The sequence below is a fragment of the Sedimenticola selenatireducens genome, assembly GCF_963675335.2.
GTDB classification, from domain to species: domain Bacteria; phylum Pseudomonadota; class Gammaproteobacteria; order Chromatiales; family Chromatiaceae; genus Sedimenticola; species Sedimenticola selenatireducens.
Map to the genome: position 1 here is coordinate 1,088,540 of NZ_CAXXYC010000004.1, position 17,352 is coordinate 1,105,891.

Annotated in this window: 12 protein-coding genes; 3 read left to right on the top strand and 9 right to left on the bottom strand. The window is 55.5% G+C overall.

All coding sequences use genetic code 11. The features are described from left to right. Nucleotides 1-63: 63 nt before the first annotated feature. The 3 genes from ACHZBF_RS16280 to ACHZBF_RS16290 all read right to left on the bottom strand — a co-directional run bounded on the left by ACHZBF_RS16280 (nt 64) and on the right by ACHZBF_RS16290 (nt 4,855). Nucleotides 64-690 carry an SPOR domain-containing protein gene (locus ACHZBF_RS16280; RefSeq protein WP_029132356.1) on the bottom strand — a complete coding sequence of 209 codons (627 nt, stop codon included), beginning with the start codon at nt 688-690 and terminating at the stop codon, nt 64-66. Next, nucleotides 690-2,450, bottom strand: a complete 1,761-nt coding sequence (argS, locus tag ACHZBF_RS16285) for an arginine--tRNA ligase (protein ID WP_321529007.1) — start codon at nt 2,448-2,450, stop codon at nt 690-692. The genes ACHZBF_RS16280 and argS overlap by 1 nt, the downstream gene beginning before the upstream one ends. A gap of 203 nt (nt 2,451-2,653) precedes the next feature. Then, the gene (locus ACHZBF_RS16290) at nt 2,654-4,855 is read right to left on the bottom strand and encodes a primosomal protein N' (RefSeq protein ID WP_321529008.1); all 2,202 of its coding nucleotides are present in this window, start codon (nt 4,853-4,855) and stop codon (nt 2,654-2,656) included. 576 nt (nt 4,856-5,431) lie between these two features. On the opposite strand from ACHZBF_RS16290, the gene ACHZBF_RS16295 reads away from it, so the two are divergent. Next, entirely contained in the window at nt 5,432-6,010 is a 579-nt protein-coding gene (locus ACHZBF_RS16295) for an HNH endonuclease (protein WP_321529009.1), read from the top strand. Next, on the top strand, nt 6,007-6,603 hold the full coding sequence (locus tag ACHZBF_RS16300; RefSeq protein ID WP_321529010.1) for an HNH endonuclease: 597 nt from the start codon (nt 6,007-6,009) through the stop codon (nt 6,601-6,603). Before ACHZBF_RS16295 ends, ACHZBF_RS16300 begins: the two co-directional genes overlap by 4 nt. A 99-nt stretch (nt 6,604-6,702) precedes the next feature. On the opposite strand, the gene ACHZBF_RS16305 is transcribed toward ACHZBF_RS16300, so the two are convergent. The 4 genes from ACHZBF_RS16305 to ACHZBF_RS16320 are packed head-to-tail and all read right to left on the bottom strand — an operon-like array spanning nt 6,703 to nt 13,932. Beyond that, nucleotides 6,703-9,705 (bottom strand): type I restriction endonuclease subunit R, encoded by a 3,003-nt coding sequence (locus ACHZBF_RS16305; protein ID WP_321529011.1) that lies wholly within the window; start codon nt 9,703-9,705, stop codon nt 6,703-6,705. Beyond that, entirely contained in the window at nt 9,702-11,054 is a 1,353-nt protein-coding gene (locus tag ACHZBF_RS16310; RefSeq protein ID WP_321529012.1) for a restriction endonuclease subunit S, read from the bottom strand. Before ACHZBF_RS16310 ends, ACHZBF_RS16305 begins: the two co-directional genes overlap by 4 nt. Then, nucleotides 11,051-13,318 carry a type I restriction-modification system subunit M gene (locus tag ACHZBF_RS16315; RefSeq protein ID WP_321529013.1) on the bottom strand — a complete coding sequence of 756 codons (2,268 nt, stop codon included), beginning with the start codon at nt 13,316-13,318 and terminating at the stop codon, nt 11,051-11,053. The genes ACHZBF_RS16310 and ACHZBF_RS16315 overlap by 4 nt, the downstream gene beginning before the upstream one ends. Continuing rightward, nucleotides 13,315-13,932, bottom strand: coding sequence for a recombinase family protein (locus tag ACHZBF_RS16320; protein ID WP_321529014.1), 618 nt, complete (start codon nt 13,930-13,932; stop codon nt 13,315-13,317). Before ACHZBF_RS16320 ends, ACHZBF_RS16315 begins: the two co-directional genes overlap by 4 nt. Nucleotides 13,933-14,103: 171 nt before the next feature. Between ACHZBF_RS16320 and ACHZBF_RS16325 the strand changes: the two genes are divergently transcribed. Next, a complete protein-coding gene (locus ACHZBF_RS16325; protein WP_321529015.1) occupies nt 14,104-16,059 on the top strand; it encodes an AAA family ATPase in 1,956 nt (651 codons plus the stop codon). Nucleotides 16,060-16,259: 200 nt separating this feature from the next. On the opposite strand, the gene ACHZBF_RS16330 is transcribed toward ACHZBF_RS16325, so the two are convergent. After that, on the bottom strand, nt 16,260-16,553 hold the full coding sequence (locus ACHZBF_RS16330) for a hypothetical protein (protein WP_321529016.1): 294 nt from the start codon (nt 16,551-16,553) through the stop codon (nt 16,260-16,262). Between the two features lie 207 nt (nt 16,554-16,760). Then, a complete protein-coding gene (locus tag ACHZBF_RS16335; RefSeq protein WP_321529017.1) occupies nt 16,761-17,312 on the bottom strand; it encodes an HD domain-containing protein in 552 nt (183 codons plus the stop codon). Nucleotides 17,313-17,352: the final 40 nt, after the last annotated feature.

Here is a 17,352-nt window from a genome sequence, read left to right on the forward strand (position 1 = left end):
AGCCGCTCCTACGGATAAAGCGATTCCGCCGGCGATACCTCCCGGGCATTGAAGGCCATACAGCTATTTTTTCAGCTTGATCACCAGGCTGTTGATATTGTTCTGGGCCAGCCGGGTACGCAGGGTGTTGACCTGGCCACTGGTGTAGGGGCCACTGCGCACCCGGTGGAACACCTCACCGCCATCCAGGGTAAACTTCTGGATTTCGGCCTCGATACCCACCAGAGCCAGGCTCGCCTTCAACTTGTCCGCATCGGTGAATTTCCTGAACGAACCCATCTGCAGCATGTAGTAGGCGGACGCAGTCCCGGTCTTGCTACCAGCGCTGACCACCGGTGCCGCACCGTTATTCGCCGGGGCGACAGCCGGCTCTTTCTCCGGTTCCGGGTCCGGGACTACCACCTCCATCTCCGGCAGGATGGTATAGAAGTCAAAACGGGGCTTGGGCGTGGATTGTGCCTTGGGCGGCTCCGGTTCGCGCCTTGCCACCTCCTCACGGGGTGCGCTGTACGATCGGTCAACACTCGCAGGCGTCGGCTTCCGCGGGCCCTCCGGTACCAGCTTGAGCCAGACCAGCAGGGTGACAAACAGGCCAATCAGCAGACCACCGGCAAACCAGACCCAACCCGAGACGGGTTGTTTTTTGGCCTTTTTCTGTGGTGTCGCCCGACTCTTGTAATCCCGCGGCATTACATCTTCTCCGGCGCGGAGACTCCCAGCAGATTGAGTCCGTTGCGCAATACCTGTCGCACCGCCAGGATCAGCTTGATCCGCGCATCCCGCAGCGCCTCATCCTCCACCAGGAACTGGTGGGCGTTGTAGTAGGTGTGGAAATCATTGGCCAGATCCCGCACATAATGGGTCAACTGGTGCGGCTCTTCATTCAGGGCGGAGGTCTCGACCACCTCCGGGTAGCGGGCCAGGGTCTTCAGCAGCGCCTGCTCATGATCCTCGGTCAGCCGCTCAAGATTCCGGTCGCCCTCGCTGATCTCCACCGGAATGCCTTTTTCCGCCGCCTGGCGCAGCACGCTGCAGACCCGGGCATGGGCATACTGCACGTAGTAGACCGGATTGTCGCTGGACTGGGACTTGGCCAGATCCAGATCGAAATCCATATGCTGCTCGCACTTGCGCATCACGTAAAAGAAGCGCGCCGCATCCGAGCCCACCTCCTTGCGCAGTTCCCGCAGGGTGACGAAGGAGCCGGAGCGGGTGGACATCTGCACCCGCTCGCCGCCACGATAGAGAATGGCGAACTGCACCAGCAGCACGTCGAGACGGGAGGGATCATCACCCACCGCCTGCATGGCCGCCTTGACCCGCGGCACATAGCCGTGGTGATCGGCGCCCCAGACATCAATCACGCGCTCGAAGCCGCGTTCGAGCTTGTCCATGTGATAGGCGATGTCGGAGGCAAAATAGGTGGTCTGACCGTTGTCCCGCACCACCACCCGGTCCTTCTCGTCACCGAAATCGGTGGACTTGAACCAGAGGGCGCCGCCCTTCTCGTACACATGACCGGAGTCGCGCAACCGCTGCAGGGCCTTGTTCACGGCACCGGAATCGGTCAGGCTGCGCTCCGAGTACCACTCCTGGTAGGTGACACCGAACAGGCCCAGATCGTCGCGGATATCATCCAGGATGGTGTTCAGGGCCAGCTCGAAGACATAGCGATAGCGGTTGTCACCGAGTAGGTTTTTGGCCTGCTCGATCACCCCATCGATATGCTTCTCCTTGTCGCCACCGGCCGGCTCGTCCGCCGGCACGCCTGAGAACACCTCATCCGCTGCATGCCGATAGCTGTCGCCATGCTCCCGGTGCAGGGTGGCGGCGATATCCCAGACATAGTCGCCGCGATATCCGTTGGCGGGAAAGGGGATGGTTTCGTCGCACAGCTCCAGGTAGCGCAGCCAGACACTGGCGGCCAGGATATCCATCTGTCGTCCGGCATCGTTGACATAGTATTCCCGGTGCACATCGTAGCCCACCGCCTCCAGCAGATCGGCCACCACCGCGCCGTAGGCGGCCCCGCGACCATGCCCCACGTGCAGTGGCCCGGTGGGATTGGCGGAGACGAACTCCACCTGAATGCGCTTGCCCTGGCCCAGAGTGCTGCGACCAAAGTTATGCGCCTGGGTCAGCACCTCACCGATCACGGCACGATAGGCATCCGCCGCCAGGGTGAAGTTGATAAAGCCGGGACCGGCGATCTCCACTTTCGCCACCGCCGGCGAGGCCGGCAGGGCGGCGATCAGCTGGTCGGCCAGATCACGCGGCTTGCAGCGCGCCGCCTTGGCCAGCACCAGCGCCACGTTACAGGCGAAATCGCCATGCCGCGCATCCCGGGTGCGCTCGATGATCGGCTGGGGAATCGGCGCATCGCCAATCCGGCCATCCTCGGCGATCTTGGTCAGGGCCTGGGAAACCAACTGCTGAATCAGGTTCTTCATCTTCTACCTAACGGAAAAACGGAAACGGGTAAGGATACAACAAAGGCGGTTGGAGGGTAACTGCCGGTGGCAGGGGGCCGGAACAGGGAGCGATTCCGGGAGCGCGCTATGGACTTAACTACCGAACACCTCCGTATAGACGCCGCTTCGACAAGGCCTGTGTCAATCACATCGTTGAAAGCGGGCTGTTTAGCCGAATCGAATCAGAACATCTCCTGTGGATCCACATCGATCGACCAGCGCACGCGCCGCGCTGACTTGAGTGCTGCCAGCTGCCTCACCCAGGGGGTCAACAGCCGCTGCAGATCAGCGCGCTGGTTTGATTGCAGCAACAGATGGGCACGGAAGCGCCCCGCCCGCCGCTCCATCGGCGCCGGCACCGGACCCCAGAGCTCGACCCGTCCCTGGGCCAGCGTCTCCGCCAGACGGCAAGCCTCCTCCAGGAACTCACGGGGCGCGGCCTCCCGGGGTGCCTCCGCCCGCAGCAGCGCCTGGTAACTGAATGGGGGGAAAACAGCGGCTTCGCGCTCCGCCAGCATTTCCGAGGCAAAGGCCGCATAGCCCTGGCGCACCAGCAGTTGCATCATGGGATGATCGGGATGCCGGGTCTGGATCAGCACCCGCCCGGGTTTTTCCGCGCGCCCGGCCCGGCCCGCCACCTGTATAATCAACTGCGCCATGCGCTCCGCAGCACGGAAATCAGCCCCGAACAGACCCTGATCCACATCCAGAATACCCACCAGAGTCACGTCCGGGAAGTGGTGTCCCTTGGCCAGCATCTGGGTTCCCAGCAATAGTGAATACTTACCCTTTCGGATACCGTTCAATAACTGATCAAGACTCCCCTTGCGCCGCGTGGTGTCGCGATCGATTCGGGCAATACCCGCGTCCGGAAAACAACTCGCCAACACCTCCTCGACCCGCTCCGTCCCCTGGCCCAGGGTACGCAGATCCGCATCACCACACTCCGGGCATTTCACATCCTGTCGTCGTTGTGAACCGCAATGATGGCACCAGAGCAGCCGACTGTCGGCATGCAGGGTCATGCGCGCATCACAACGGCGGCACTGGGCAACCCAGCCACAGGCGTGGCAGGTGACAATCGGGGCATAACCACGCCGGTTGATGAACAGCAATGCCTGGTTACCCTCGGCAAGAGTCTCCCGGAGCTTCTGCATCAGTACCGGCGACAACCCCGCCTCCATACGTACTGAGCGGATATCCAGCAGGTCCATGCGGGCTGGCTTGGCCTCGCCGGCCCGCCGGGGCAGCCGCAGATACCGGTAGCGTCCGGTGCGGGCATTCTGCAGCGTCTCCAGCGAGGGCGTGGCGCTGCCCAGGAGCACCGGACAGCCGGTGCGTTGAGCCCGGATTACCGCCAGATCCCGGGCGGAGTAGCGAAACCCATCCTGCTGTTTAAACGAGAGATCATGCTCCTCATCCACCACGATCAGGCCGAGCCTCGGCAATGGGGTCAACAGGGCGGAGCGGGTGCCCAGCACCACCGCCGCATGTCCCAGCCGGGCCAGATGCCAGGCGCGCTCCCGCTCACCTGCCGCCAAACCAGAGTGGAGTACCGCCAGACCAGTGCCCAGACGACGTTCAAAGCGGCGGATCAATTGCGGGGTCAGACCGATCTCCGGCACCAGCACCAGGGTTTGCCGACCGGCTTCCAGCATCCGCTCCACCAGCGCAAGATAAACTTCTGTCTTGCCGCTACCGGTCACCCCGTCGAGCAGATAGGCCCCAAAGCACTCCGATTCGACCGCGTCGACCGCCTGCTGTTGATCCGTATTGAGCCGGGATGGCGTTGGTGCGTGCGCTCTTCCGAGCTCACCCGGCGGCTGCTCATCCGAGCCAATCCAGCCCTTCTGGCGCAGCGACTGCAAAGCCGGCCGACAGTTTCCACAGACCTGCAGTATCTGCGCCTGATCCATGCTGCCGCCAGACTCCTGCAACAACGCCAGCACTTCGGCCTGTTTCCGGGCTCGTCCGAGCCTGGCCGGGTCTTGTTGCCTGCCGAGCGCAGTCAGCGTCCAGCTCTTCTGCAGCACCGAAACCTGTGGCTCCCCCCTGCGCAAACGTACCGGCAGGGCGTTGGCAAACACTTCACCGATCGGATGCTGATAATATCCCGCCGCCCAACGCAACAGCGCCAGATCGGCGGCGGAAAACAGGGGCACCGTATCCAGCACGGCCCCGGCGGGCTTCAATCGACGCCCGCTACTCTCCTCAGCCGTGACCAGCTCCAGCAGCACACCACAACGCTCACCCCGACCAAACGGCACCCGCACGCGCACGCCGGGGACCAGTTGATCGGCGGACAAATCGGCGGGGGGCAGATAGTCAAAGCAGTGGTGAAGCGGGGCAGGCACAGCCACCCGCAGAATCCGTTGTTCAGGCATGGCAGAATGCTACCTGACTCGAGGAAATTTAACACTAGCGCGGAGTGCTACCGGTCACTGACGCCATGGTGTCAATGCAGGTCTCCGGATAACTAAAATCTTCACAAAATCCGCTAACTGTCTATTCCATAACAGACATTTGGATTTATCCACAGAAGTTGTGGATAACTCTGTTGAAAACCCGTTGGAACTGGCTGCCAGACCAGTAATTCATTACTTTTTTGTTAATCTGACAAAAAAATCACCACCGGACACAACTTATTAGAAAACAGCCACTTGCATAATTTCATGATTACCTAATATACAATCCTACCTGGCTCGACCGGCATTATGGCTTGCTGCACTGCAGCTGTGCATAACACCAAGGAAACAGAGCATTTTTTTCTCTTGTCAACCACTTTTTTTACATATCAGCACTTTCCGGGTATCTGGCGAAACCGCCCGGCGCGGCTAAAAAAATCCTTTAAATTTCCCTGTCGGCACAGTTCTCTCCGCAAGAATAAATCGCTGCGACCAGCTATTTGCAACCAATATCAAACTATGCTACCTAAATGAGCAGTTACCAGGGTTTTCGACATGGCAGGGCTCCACCAACTGATACTCCGTACCGATATGGCCGGCATGCCCCTTGAGTGGGTAGACTACCGCGATGCCGTGCGTCTGCACTTTCTTGACCAGATCGCCTACACCTGTGGACGCGTACTCTACCGGGTACACGGCGGCATCAACGCCAGAACCCAACGGCAGAGTCATGTCGACGTCAACTCGATCATCGCAACCCATGGCAACAGCCGCGCTCTGGAGAAGATGCGTAACGGGTATGTGCCACCGCTGAACAACCAGACCCTGTTTCAGCGGGATGGCCATATCTGCCTTTACTGTGGCCAGCATTTTCCGAAAAAACTGCTCTCCCGGGACCATGTCCGCCCCCTGAGTCTGGGAGGACCAGATCACTGGAACAACGTGGTCACCGCCTGTAAGCACCCTCTAGTAGAGGGGGGTATAGACAGGCCGAAAAACCCATGTAAAACCTTGACAAAAGAAGGATATCAACCAAGTCTCTATAGACTCCGCCGCCAGAATAGACTTCATCGACACGATGTCTATAGCGGACGATCCTCTTACAGCCTTCCATACGTGGCCAGATCTAAATGACCATAGAGACGACACATATTCTCAAGCTAGATGTATCCGGCCTACCTATCAGCCTCATCAAGTGGGACACCGCAGCGCACTTGATCGCCAAAGGGAAGGTCATATGGTTCATGGGAGAGACAGCCATAACACTCCATGGCGGACACAATCATCACGGTGAACAATCGATACTGGAAGTACCATCCATCATCAGTGTCAAGGATCGGAGCAACATCTGGAACCAAAAACATCCCAGGCGCGCCTCCCGTTACGTAATCTATGCCCGTGACGAAGGGCTATGTATGTATTGCGGCGATCTCGTTAGCCCCAATACATTCGAAATTGACCACATCCTCCCCAAAAGCCGAGGAGGGGCCGACACATATCAGAACCTGTGCTGCGCTTGTGGCAGCTGCAACCTAAGGAAACGCGACCGAACGCCTGAGGAAGCGGGGATGCAATTACTGGCCGTGCCGTACGTACCAAACCCAGCCACTAGGCTGATCCTGTCGGGTCGAGCGGTGATCGCAAACCAGATGGACTACCTCAGGGAATTCGCCAATTTACGCCACTCAATTAAGGGCCAAAAGAAGCAGCATTTCCAGGATCACTAAGCCACCTCAAGTCATGAAGAGCGCAGACAACCTAGTACCAAGCTTTTTGATCTTATAAAACTATAAAACGCCATCGAAAATCTCTTGGAAGTCCTTGCCCTATGGTGCTGAAGACCCCACGACATCGGCAAGCACTCGCCTTAAGAACGCGTCACGCATCTTGTCGAACAGGAAGCCTCGGGCACCGTCATTGGAGATGAGCACATCAAACAGTTCCTCGTCGCGCTCACGCTTGTCAATGAGCAGGTCCAGCGCCTTTTCGTCATACACGGTTTTGAATGCCGAGGGGTCGCTGTTTTTGGCCTGCTGGATGAGCACGTCATCTGTCTCGGTCTCCGCCTCGACATTGTGCATCCAGTGAATGTCCTCTTCGCGGAAATTGAGACCATAGCGCTCATTGAATTCGCGAATAATCTCCGACAGCGGAGCCAGCAATTCACCAGGCTTACCGCCACCTCCGCCACCCGTGGACGGGTTGTGCAACGGGTCTGCCTCGGTGCCGTCGTCCAGGGTGATTTCACCAGACTCCTGGAAGTCAGCCCGGTACACCTTCAGCTCGATCTCGTGGGATAGATCTTCATTCTCCCCGTCACCCATGAAGGGTAGTGCCGGAAGGAGGTGCTTGACGAAAAGGTAGAACTTCTCCAGGTCCATATCCACAAAGCGGGTGACCTGAGTGACAAACTCGTAGAGCCGCAGGAAGGCGCGGATATTGCCCTTGAAGTTATCCCCCTCGGTAATGATGTCCGGCGCGTGATGCTCGCCGTAGGCGTCGATGAAGCGCTTGACCGCCGCCTGTACGAGGGCGTCCAGGTGACCCGTATCCCCCTTGGCGAGCTTCTTCTTGAAGTAGATCTCGGCAAAACCCTCGATCTCCTGATCACGGATCAGGCCGTAGGACAGGATGTCGGACTGCTGGTTGTATACGTGATTGGGGTTGGTGACCTCATCAATGCTGGTGACATCGTAATAGGGCTTGAACGCCTTGTAGATGGTCTCTCGGTCGTTCACGAAGTCCACCACGCAGGTGTCCTTCTTGTCAGGGTGACAGCGGTTGAGGCGCGAGAGGGTCTGGACGGCCTGAATACCCCCCAGAACCTTGTCCACGTACATGGTGTGCAGCAGCGGCTGATCAAAGCCCGTCTGGTACTTCTCTGCTACGATCAGTACCTGGTACTCGTGGGTGTCGAACTTTTCCGGAGTCTTGGCTTCATCGAATCCATTCAGGCTGGTTTCGGTGTAGTGCTCACCCTGATCATCTACTGTGCCCGAGAAGGCTACCAGGGTCCTGAGATCTTCGTAACCTTGCTTCGCGATGTACTTCTGGAAAGCATTGAAGTAGCGCACCGCATGCAGACGCGAGCGGGTCACCACCATCGCCTTGGCCATGCCCTTGATCTTGCCGGTCAGCAGTACACGCTCGCGGAAGTGCTCGACGATGATGGTCACTTTCTGTTCGACGGCAGCCTCGTGCAGTGAGGCGAAGCGGGCGATCTGCTTTTTGCTGCGGGACTTCTCGTGTACAGGGTCGTCCGGCGTGCTTTTGACGATCTCATACATCTCGTCGTAGGTGACGTAGTTCTTCAGCACGTCGAGGATAAAGCCCTCGTCGATGGCCTGCTGCATCGAGTAGAGCGAGAACGGCACCGGCTCGCCGTTGGCATCCACGTCACCGAACATCTCCAGGGTCTTCGGCTTGGGGGTCGCGGTGAAGGCGTAGAACGCCAGGTTGGTCTGAGGCCCACGCTTCACGATTTGGTTGACGATCAGATCCTCCAGCGCCTCGCTGTCAGTGGTCTCAGCATCTCCCAGAGCCGCTCTGAGCGCCGCTGCGGCCTTGCCTGACTGGGAGCTATGGGCCTCGTCCACCACCAGCGCATAACGCTTGCCCTCCAGCACCAGATCTTCTCCTTCGAGCATGGGCCTGAAGGTCTGGAGAGTTGTCACGATGACCCGCGTACCCTTCTTGATGGCATCGCGCAACCGCGAGGACTTGGACTCGTTGCTGCCGGAGACTATGCATTCGACAACACCTTCCTTGCGGTCGATGTTGGAGATGGCGTCCTGAAGCTGCTTGTCCAGGTTGCGCCGGTCGGAGACGACGATCACGCCGTCATACATAGTCTTGTTGTTCTCGTCGTGCAGGGTGGAAAGCTGGTGCGTCACCCATGAGATGGTATTGGTCTTGCCAGACCCGGCAGAGTGCTGGTTCAGATAGTTTCTCAGCCCCTTGCGGCTCTCAGCGATCAGTCGGCGTACACATTGCCACTGATGGTAGCGAGGAAAGATCAGCCGGCCTTTGCGCCAGGGATCGGATTTGTTCTGCCGCTCCAGCACGATGTAGTTTTGCAGCAGATCCAGCCAGGCATCCTTTTTCCAGACTTCATCCCACAGGTAATGAGTGCTGTAGTTGCCCTCTGCGACAGGATTACCCTTGCGCCCGTTGTTGCCCTTGTTGAAGGGCAGGAAGTAAGTCTTGTCACCATCCAGCCTGGTGGTCATGTAGCACTCAGCGGTATCTGCCGCGAAGTGGACCAGGGCACGTTGGTTGAAGTCGATTAATGGCGTGCTCGACTTCGGTTTGCGATCTCGCATGTACTGCTTGATCGCGTTGGTTGCCGTCTGCCCGGTGTAGGCGTTTTTTAACTCGATAGTGGCGAGTGGCAGGCCGTTGACGAACAGCACCACATCGATGGTCTGTTGGGTCTTTGAGTCAAAGCGCACCTGCTGCATGACACCCATGCGATTCAGGGCGTAGCGGTTGGCAACATCAGGATTCAGGCTGGTCGGTGGGGCGAACTGCACCAGGCGATAGGCCACCCCGCGATCCCGAATGCCGTTGCGCAGGATCGCCAGCATACCTTCCTTCTTGATCTGACGGCAGATCTCGTCGATAACCTTGGCGTCAACGGAAGCCCCGTAGTGGCCCTGTAACTGCTTCCAGGCATCGGGCTGGGATTCACGGATATAGTCCAACAGTACATTGGGACACAGCGCCAGTTCCACATCCCAATCCTTGTCAGGAGAGAGCTTGTCGTAGCCGGAATCCACCAAGGCCTGGCACAGGCTCCGCTCGTAAGCAGCTTCGTTGAGTTTGGTCATGCGGCATCCTCCCGCAGGTCGATCTGGCCGGTTACGGCGGCGGTTATAAGGGCTGAGCGGTGTTCTTTGAGCAAGTCGATACTGCGCTCAGTTTTGGCGATGATCGTGTCTACCGAGGCAAGGTTCTTTACAATGCTTTCACAGATCGCTTGCTGCTCATCTAACGGAGGCAGGGGGATTTTCAGTTCCTTGATATTTGTCGAGGAAATAGATGCCAAGTTGGTAGACTGCTTCGCGTTGACCCGGAAATGCGCTTTTGCTGTATGTGATTGCGTACAATATGCAAGCCATTCTGGAAGCAGATGGGGGCTTGGACGTACAGCAAATACATGGTTTTGGTGAAGGCACGGTTCAATTTCACCTTTCCAGACCGCGCCACGACCTAGCTTATCGTTGTCGCCACCCTCATTCATCAGAACGTCGCCCTTTTTCAAGGCATATCTAGCTATTTGGCCCTTTTCCACCTCAACTGTTTTTACGTTGTCCAAGCTCAGGTGACCATCCTGGACATTCGCAACACGCAGATATGGAAGCTCGTATTTGATACCGACTTTGGATGCTCCTCCGAGTGCGATACCGGACTGAATAGTTGAACACCAGCGAAGACTCAGAACGTCCCAATGTGCTGGCGCATCTCCAATCCATTCCACCCTGGAATCCTGCATCACAACATGCGGGTTCAGCCCCTTGGTCACCGCCTGAGTAATCAACACCTGCCGCTTTTCCTTCAGCAGCTCGATGAAGAGGGTCTTCTTCTCGATCAGGGCGTCAATGCGGGCTGTTTCGCGGTCGAGTTTTTTAGAGATTTCTTCTTGTTCCAATTTTGGAGGCAGCGGCAACGGGAACTTCGTTAGATCTGATTGGAATAAGTGAGGGACGCCCATCCCTCCTTTCAGTTGACCAATTAAGTCTGTCCATGGCCTGCTCTGAAAGAGATAGTAAACGTACAAGCCATCCAGTTTATTGTTACATGTAATGACTGCGAGTGAGCTGTTGACAGTAGCAGGGCGAGGTAATTGACGGATATAGTTAACCGTGCCAAGTGTTGATCCATCTTTCGCCAGCAATACATCTCCAACACGAAGTTGAATTTCTGGAGACTCTTTGTATCGCTCCATTGTTATGAAATTGACGTTTTCGAAATCGATGTCACGACTTTTGATATTCGGGGTCGATAAAAATATAAACCCTTCGTCCACATATTCATCTGCTTTTAGGCCTTTCCAGCCAAGTCTGGCTCGAACCCAGGCTTCGTAACCTAGCTTTGAAAGGTCCCATTCGATAGGTAGCTGTTTAAACGCCAGTATTGTCGTTTCCCAATACTCTGAATACTGAGACTCTGTATTCATTCCGCCACCTCCGCCAGCAGTTCGGCAATCTCCGCTTCCACGGCCTTTAGCTCCGCGTCGATCACCGCCAAAGGCCTCGGTGGCACGTACTGGTAGAAATAGCGGTTGAAGTTGATCTCGTAGCCGACGATGCCTACCTCGCCATCCTGTGCATCGCGCTTGTCCGGGTTGATCCAGGCATCCGGTACATGGCGCAGCACCTCTTCTTCGAAGTAGTCCAGGGTGTCCTGGCCCAAAGGTACTCGCTCGGTGTCGCTCAGGTCGGTGGCGCGTTCGAAGGTGACCACTTCACCATTAAACGGATAGATGCCGTATGGTTCGTTCGGCTCAGCGTCTCTCAGTACCTTGTCGATGACCTTCTCGGCTTTTGGGTTGGTATGGGTGACCCAGGCGCGAATGGCCTTGATCCGCCCGGCGACCAAGCGTTCATTGTTCTTTCTGGCGTAGTCCTTCAGAGACTCCAGGAAGGCGTTGTAGTCCATCCACTCGGACTGGCCGGCTTGATCTCTGAATCCGCGAATGAGGGTAATCAGGGCCTGGCGCTCCTTCCACTCCTCAAAGCTAAGCAGGCTTTTGAGGATCTTCTTGCATCGCTTCTGGGCGGCGGTGATCTCCGCCTTGCTAGCCGACTCCGAGGCCTTCAGCAGCGTCAGCCCTTCGGTCTCATCAACATGCTCAGTAACCTCCGACTTAATGGCCTTGAGGCGCTTGGCCACGTCCTCGCCATAGGTGGATTCCATCCAGAGGAAGTATTCATCCAGCTCGCTGGTATTGCGGAAGCGGCCCGGCTCACTCTCTGTGAGGTCCACATCCAGGCGCAGCGGTCGATCCACGGTGATCTTGCGGTAGCCGAAGGCCTGCGGCTTGAATACCTGCACAGTCTCGTCGCGCTGGTTGTCGAGATACAGGTTCACGATGTCGGCGATATGCTGGTCGGAGATCTCCTTGCGCTTGCTACCGAGAGACTTGCGCATGGGCACCGAACAGGCAGTGGCATTGATCAACCGCACCTTGCCCTGATCTTCAGCAGACTTGCGGTTGGTGACGACCCAGATATAGGTGGCGATGCCGGTGTTGTAGAAGAGGTCGGTGGGCAGTGCGATGATGGCATCCACCATGTCGCGTTCCATCAGGTAGCGGCGGATCTCGGACTCTCCGCCGCCCGCATCCCCGTTAAACAGGGGTGAGCCGTTCATGATGACGGCGATACGGCCCGGACGATCCTTGGGCAACTTGCTGATCATGTGCAGCAGGAAGAGGAGCTGGCCGTCGCTCTTGCGCGGGATGCCTGGCTCGAAACGGCCATCCTCGCCGCGCTCATGCTCCGCCTTTACCGCGTCATACTCCTCGGAGTAGTCCACGCCGTAGGGCGGATTGCTGAGGCAGTAGGTGAAGGTCTCGCCCTCGAACTGATCCTCGGTCAGGGTGTTGCCGAGGCGGATGTTGTCCGGTGAATGCCCGGTGATGAGCATGTCCGACCGGCAGATGGCGAAGGATTCCGGGTTGACCTCCTGGCCGTACAGGTTCACGCGCAGGTTCGCGTTCTGGTCAACCAGGTAGTCGTTGGCCGTGGAGAGCATGCCGCCCGTCCCGCAAGCCGGGTCCAGGATGTTGATGACGCTGGCTTCACTGGAGAGTTGGCCGCCGTCTTTGGCGAACAGCAATGAGGTCATCAGGCGGATCACTTCACGCGGGGTGTAGTGGTCGCCCGCCGTGGCGTTGCTGGCCTCGTTGAAGCGGCGGATCAGGTTCTCGAAAAGGTAGCCCATCTCAATGGTGGAGACGGTCTTGGGCGAGAGGTCCTTGTCGGCAAAGAACTTCACCAGGGCGTACAGCAGGTTCTGCTTGTCGAGACGGTCGATCCAGTTGAAGAAGCCGAAGTGCTCGATGAACACGTCACGCATGTTCTTGGACAGAGCGTTGATGTAGGCCTTGAGGTTGTCGGCGATGTTTTCAGGGTCGGCGAGCAGGGCTTCCATCGTGTAGTCGCTGGTGCCGTAGAAGCTCATCCGGGTCTTGCGGTAGAGAATCTTGTCGCGAGCCTCTTCGGTCGCCTTACCCAGCTTTGCCACCTCGGCCTTGATTGCCTTGGCAAGCGGCTCCAGCAGGCAGTCCATGCGGCGCAGGACAGTGAATGGAAGGATTACTTTGCCGTAGTCTGCCGGGGTGATCTTGCCGCGCATCTTTTCAGCGGCACCCCAAATAAGGTTGGCATTGTCTTGAACGCGGGCAGCCTTATCATGGCTGATTACGGCTTGTGTCACTGCTTCTGTCCCTCTGTTTTTGTTGTCTCAATCTCTGGGGCCGCTGGGTTCTGTGGGTAGCCCTCGCGTTCCAGTGCTTTGTTCAATGTCATTCTTGTTACGCCGAAGTGCTCGGCCACCTCGGTCTTGGTGACCATCGGGTCACGCAGCATGGCGGCGGCTTTTTTTACAGCGGCTTTGGTCAATTTGGGCTTACGTCCGCCTTTCCGGCCGCGTGCGCGTCCAGCCGCGATCCCGGCGATAGCCCGCTCCCGGATCAAGCTGTACTCGAACTCGGCCAGTGCGCCGAAGATGTGGAAGATCAGCTTTCCTCCGGCGCTGCCGGTGTCGATGCTCTCGGTCAGGGACTTGAAACCAATGCCCCGTTCATCCAGGTCCTGCATGATCTCCACCAGGTCTTTCAACGACCTTCCAAGCCTGTCCAGCCGCCAGACCATCAGAATGTCACCCTTGCGCAGCACTCGGCTGCACACCTCCCATTTGGGGCGCGCTTTCTTGCCAGTGGTGGTGATCTCCTCGATAAAAACCTGCTCACACCCGGCTTTCTCAAGTGCATCAAGCTGCAAATCGGGGTTTTGATCCTGCGAGGATACCCGCGCATAGCCTACAAGCATAAAAAGGTCGCTTATCTATACGTTGATTAGTATACGGGAATATGTATCCTATACAGGTCGATGTCAACCATACCTGAGGCTTTCGGCGAAGCGTATAGAAAACCGACGTTTATTTGACTTAGGATACAATAACCAAGCAACCATAATGGATTATTTCACGAAGGGGAATTCATGAGATTTGTCAAAGCTCAAGTGACCAATTTTCGCTCAATTGAAAACAGTGAAGTTTTCGAGATTAGTGACTTGACCTGTCTCGTGGGGAAAAACGAAGCAGGAAAAACAGCCCTTCTGAAAGCAATCCACGGATTAGCGCCTAGTGATTCGTTTTCCTATGAACGCACTAAAGATTACCCGCGACGCTGGCTAACCAAATATGACGAGCGCCATCCCAGTGGAAAATCACCAGTAGCTCATACGTGGTGGAAACTAGATGACGATGATGTTGCGGAAATCGAAGAATCTCTGGGTGAGGGTGCTCTAAGCGAGCTTGAAGTCAAAGTCACTAGCCATATTGAAAGCAGCAACACATGGTCCATTCGAATTGATGGCAATAAATGTCTATCCTCGCTGGCCGACCGACTCTCTCTATCAAAAGATGACCGTGAGTGTTTCGCGGATGCAGAGAGCACAGAAGATGCTATCGAGTCTTTACGTGGATTAGAAAGCAGGACGGAAGCTCAGGAGAGTCTCCTAACGACGTTATCTTCTTTCAGGGATGGCAAAGCTGTATTGAAAGCTGTCGATATACTTTCTGACCGCATGCCGGAGTTCTTCTACACCTCGCACTTTGAAAGAATGTCTGGTGAATTGTCCATCAATCAGCTTCTAAAGGATAAACAGAATAACCTGGTATCGCTCGGTGATCAGATATTCCTTGATTTCTTGGAGTATGCTGGCACAAATATTGAGGAGCTTCATGCTGCCGCCAGTCACGAAAAACTCGTCGCTCAATGTGAGGCCGCTTCCAACGACATAACCGATGAGATATTTGAGTTTTGGAGTCAAAATGAAGCCCTCGCTGTCAAGATAGAATTTAACGAGGGACGGCCTGAAGATCCTGCCCCCTTTAACTCTGGACGAGTAGCCAAGATTCGGATCTGGAATGACCATCACAGAGTATCGGTTCCCTTGTCTGAACGGAGCGCTGGATTCGTATGGTTCTTCTCATTTTTATCCCAATTTAAGCAACTGAAGAAGCGTGCTGGAAATGCCATCATCCTACTGGATGAACCTGGATTAACTCTGCACGGGAAAGCGCAGTCGGATCTACTTCGGTATATCGAGGAACGAATCCTTCCAGAACACCAAGTTATCTACTCTACCCATTCACCGTTCATGGTGCCTGCTCAGCGCCTTGCTGATGTACGTGTTGTTGAGGATGTCGTTGATTATTCCAACCCTCGTCGCCCAGATGTAAAGGGCACCAAGGTATCCAAGGAAATTCTCAGCGTAGATAAGGACACGCTTTTCCCACTACAGGCACATCTGGGCTATGAGATCACCCAGTCACTGTTCATAGGGCAAAACACCCTGCTCGTAGAAGGCCCATCGGATATCGTCTACCTACAAGTAGTATCTCAAGCTCTGAAGTCGAGAGGACGAGTCTCCTTAGATGAACACTGGGCCATTTGCCCAACAGGTGGACTAGACAAAGTTTCTTCATTCGCATCATTGTTCTCTGGAAACGACCTCAATATTGCAGTCCTATGCGATTATGGGAAGGGTGATAAGGGCAAAGTAGAGCGTCTTAAAGAGAGTCAGATCCTTAACTCTGAATACGTCCTTACTGCCGCTGACTTTTCAGGGAAAGCGGAAAGTGACGTAGAGGACCTATTTGCTGCCAAGTTGTACTGTGAGCTTGTGAATCAATCTCTTCAATTGACTGGTAAACACAAGCTTTCTCCTAAGTCCGTGGAAGAAGCTGACCCAAAGACAGTCAGGATCGTTAAGCAGGTCGAAGCCGCCTGCCGAACCCTGCCGCCAGACACCCCTGACTTTGGCCACTACGTACCTGCTGATTGGCTATTGCGGCATCCAGAGATTCTTGATGGCGACAGTCCCGAAGTGAATGAAACCCTGGACAAGTTCGAACAGGCTTTCATCGCGTTGAACAAGTTCCTTCCCTAGCCCAACCGAAGGCGGGCTCATCCCTTAGGACCATACAGGCAAGACGGTAGGTGTTACCGTCTTGCCTACTTCTGTTATCACACTCTGAAACATGTGACTCCAATTCGTGCATGGAGTAACTTGAATCCTAATGCGTCCCTCAACAGGCCCAATAGACAACTATCCCCTAAAGCGGGGTTAAACAGGTATTACGCCATTTATCACCTTTTTGGGAGGTTAACAGCAGTGTGCTGGTCAGGTCTCTCCGGATTGGGTGATCGATCGGATACATCAGATCTATCTTTCAGTCTGGCAAGAAAGATATCTGGGTTAAAATCCTCTACCATGGGGCTATCTAAACCCGACTGTAGTTTTGCCCTGAGCCTGTCCATTTTATCTTTCCGCCTTCCCTTGTGGTACTCAACTTCGTTGTGTGCTCGGGTGGCTTCTTCAACAATCACACGTGGTAAGTCGGAGTTGTCTTCGCAATCTTCATACACATTGGATTTTTTCATTTATCGCCCGTTCTGCTGTGCCAAGGATGTAATTTCGCTGTATCCTCTTCGGATGCTATCTGCCCCTCAACATATTGCCGAGTCACCTCGTGACCATAGGCGCATGGAGTAAGTCCAGATAACTTCAAATTTGCCAGAGCACCATTTAGTTGATCCTCAGGATTTGAGCTTCCAATTCGTTAACTCATTTTAGGAATCATAGTGCCTTTACTTGATATGGCTTTGCGTTTTAGTAGTGCCGTTTGAGGTCTGTCCCGAATGTACAATTCGCTTTTCATACTCTTCAGCGAGCTCCGGTGAGGCCGCGAAACAGAGCGAAACAACATTGCGTGACCAAGATATATAACTCTCTATTCTCTCTTTCGACCAGTCAGCAGGTATAGAGGCAATGTTGGAACAGTGATCTGCCAACTTTATCAACTTCACTGCATTACTTGCGCTCTTCAAGTGCGTAATCTGAGCGGCTCTTCTTTCTGCTAGATTCAAGCGTTTGTCATCTGTTACTGCTTTCACATATTCGACGACCTTTTCACCAAACAGAGCAAGAAGCTGATCTTCGGTAACGGACGTATCTTCCAAGATATCGTGCAAAATGGCTGCCTGGATGACCAGCGTATTGTCAATTTTAGCAACACCGGTCATTAAAGCAGCGCATTCGATGAGGTGATTTACGTATGGAGATCCGCCAGCTCCTTTCCTGCGCTGATCTTTGTGCGCCTCGGCAGCAAAAGAAAGTGCTCTAAATACATCAGACATCATTCTTCATATCCACCGTGTGCGGTGAGCGTGCTTTCGATTG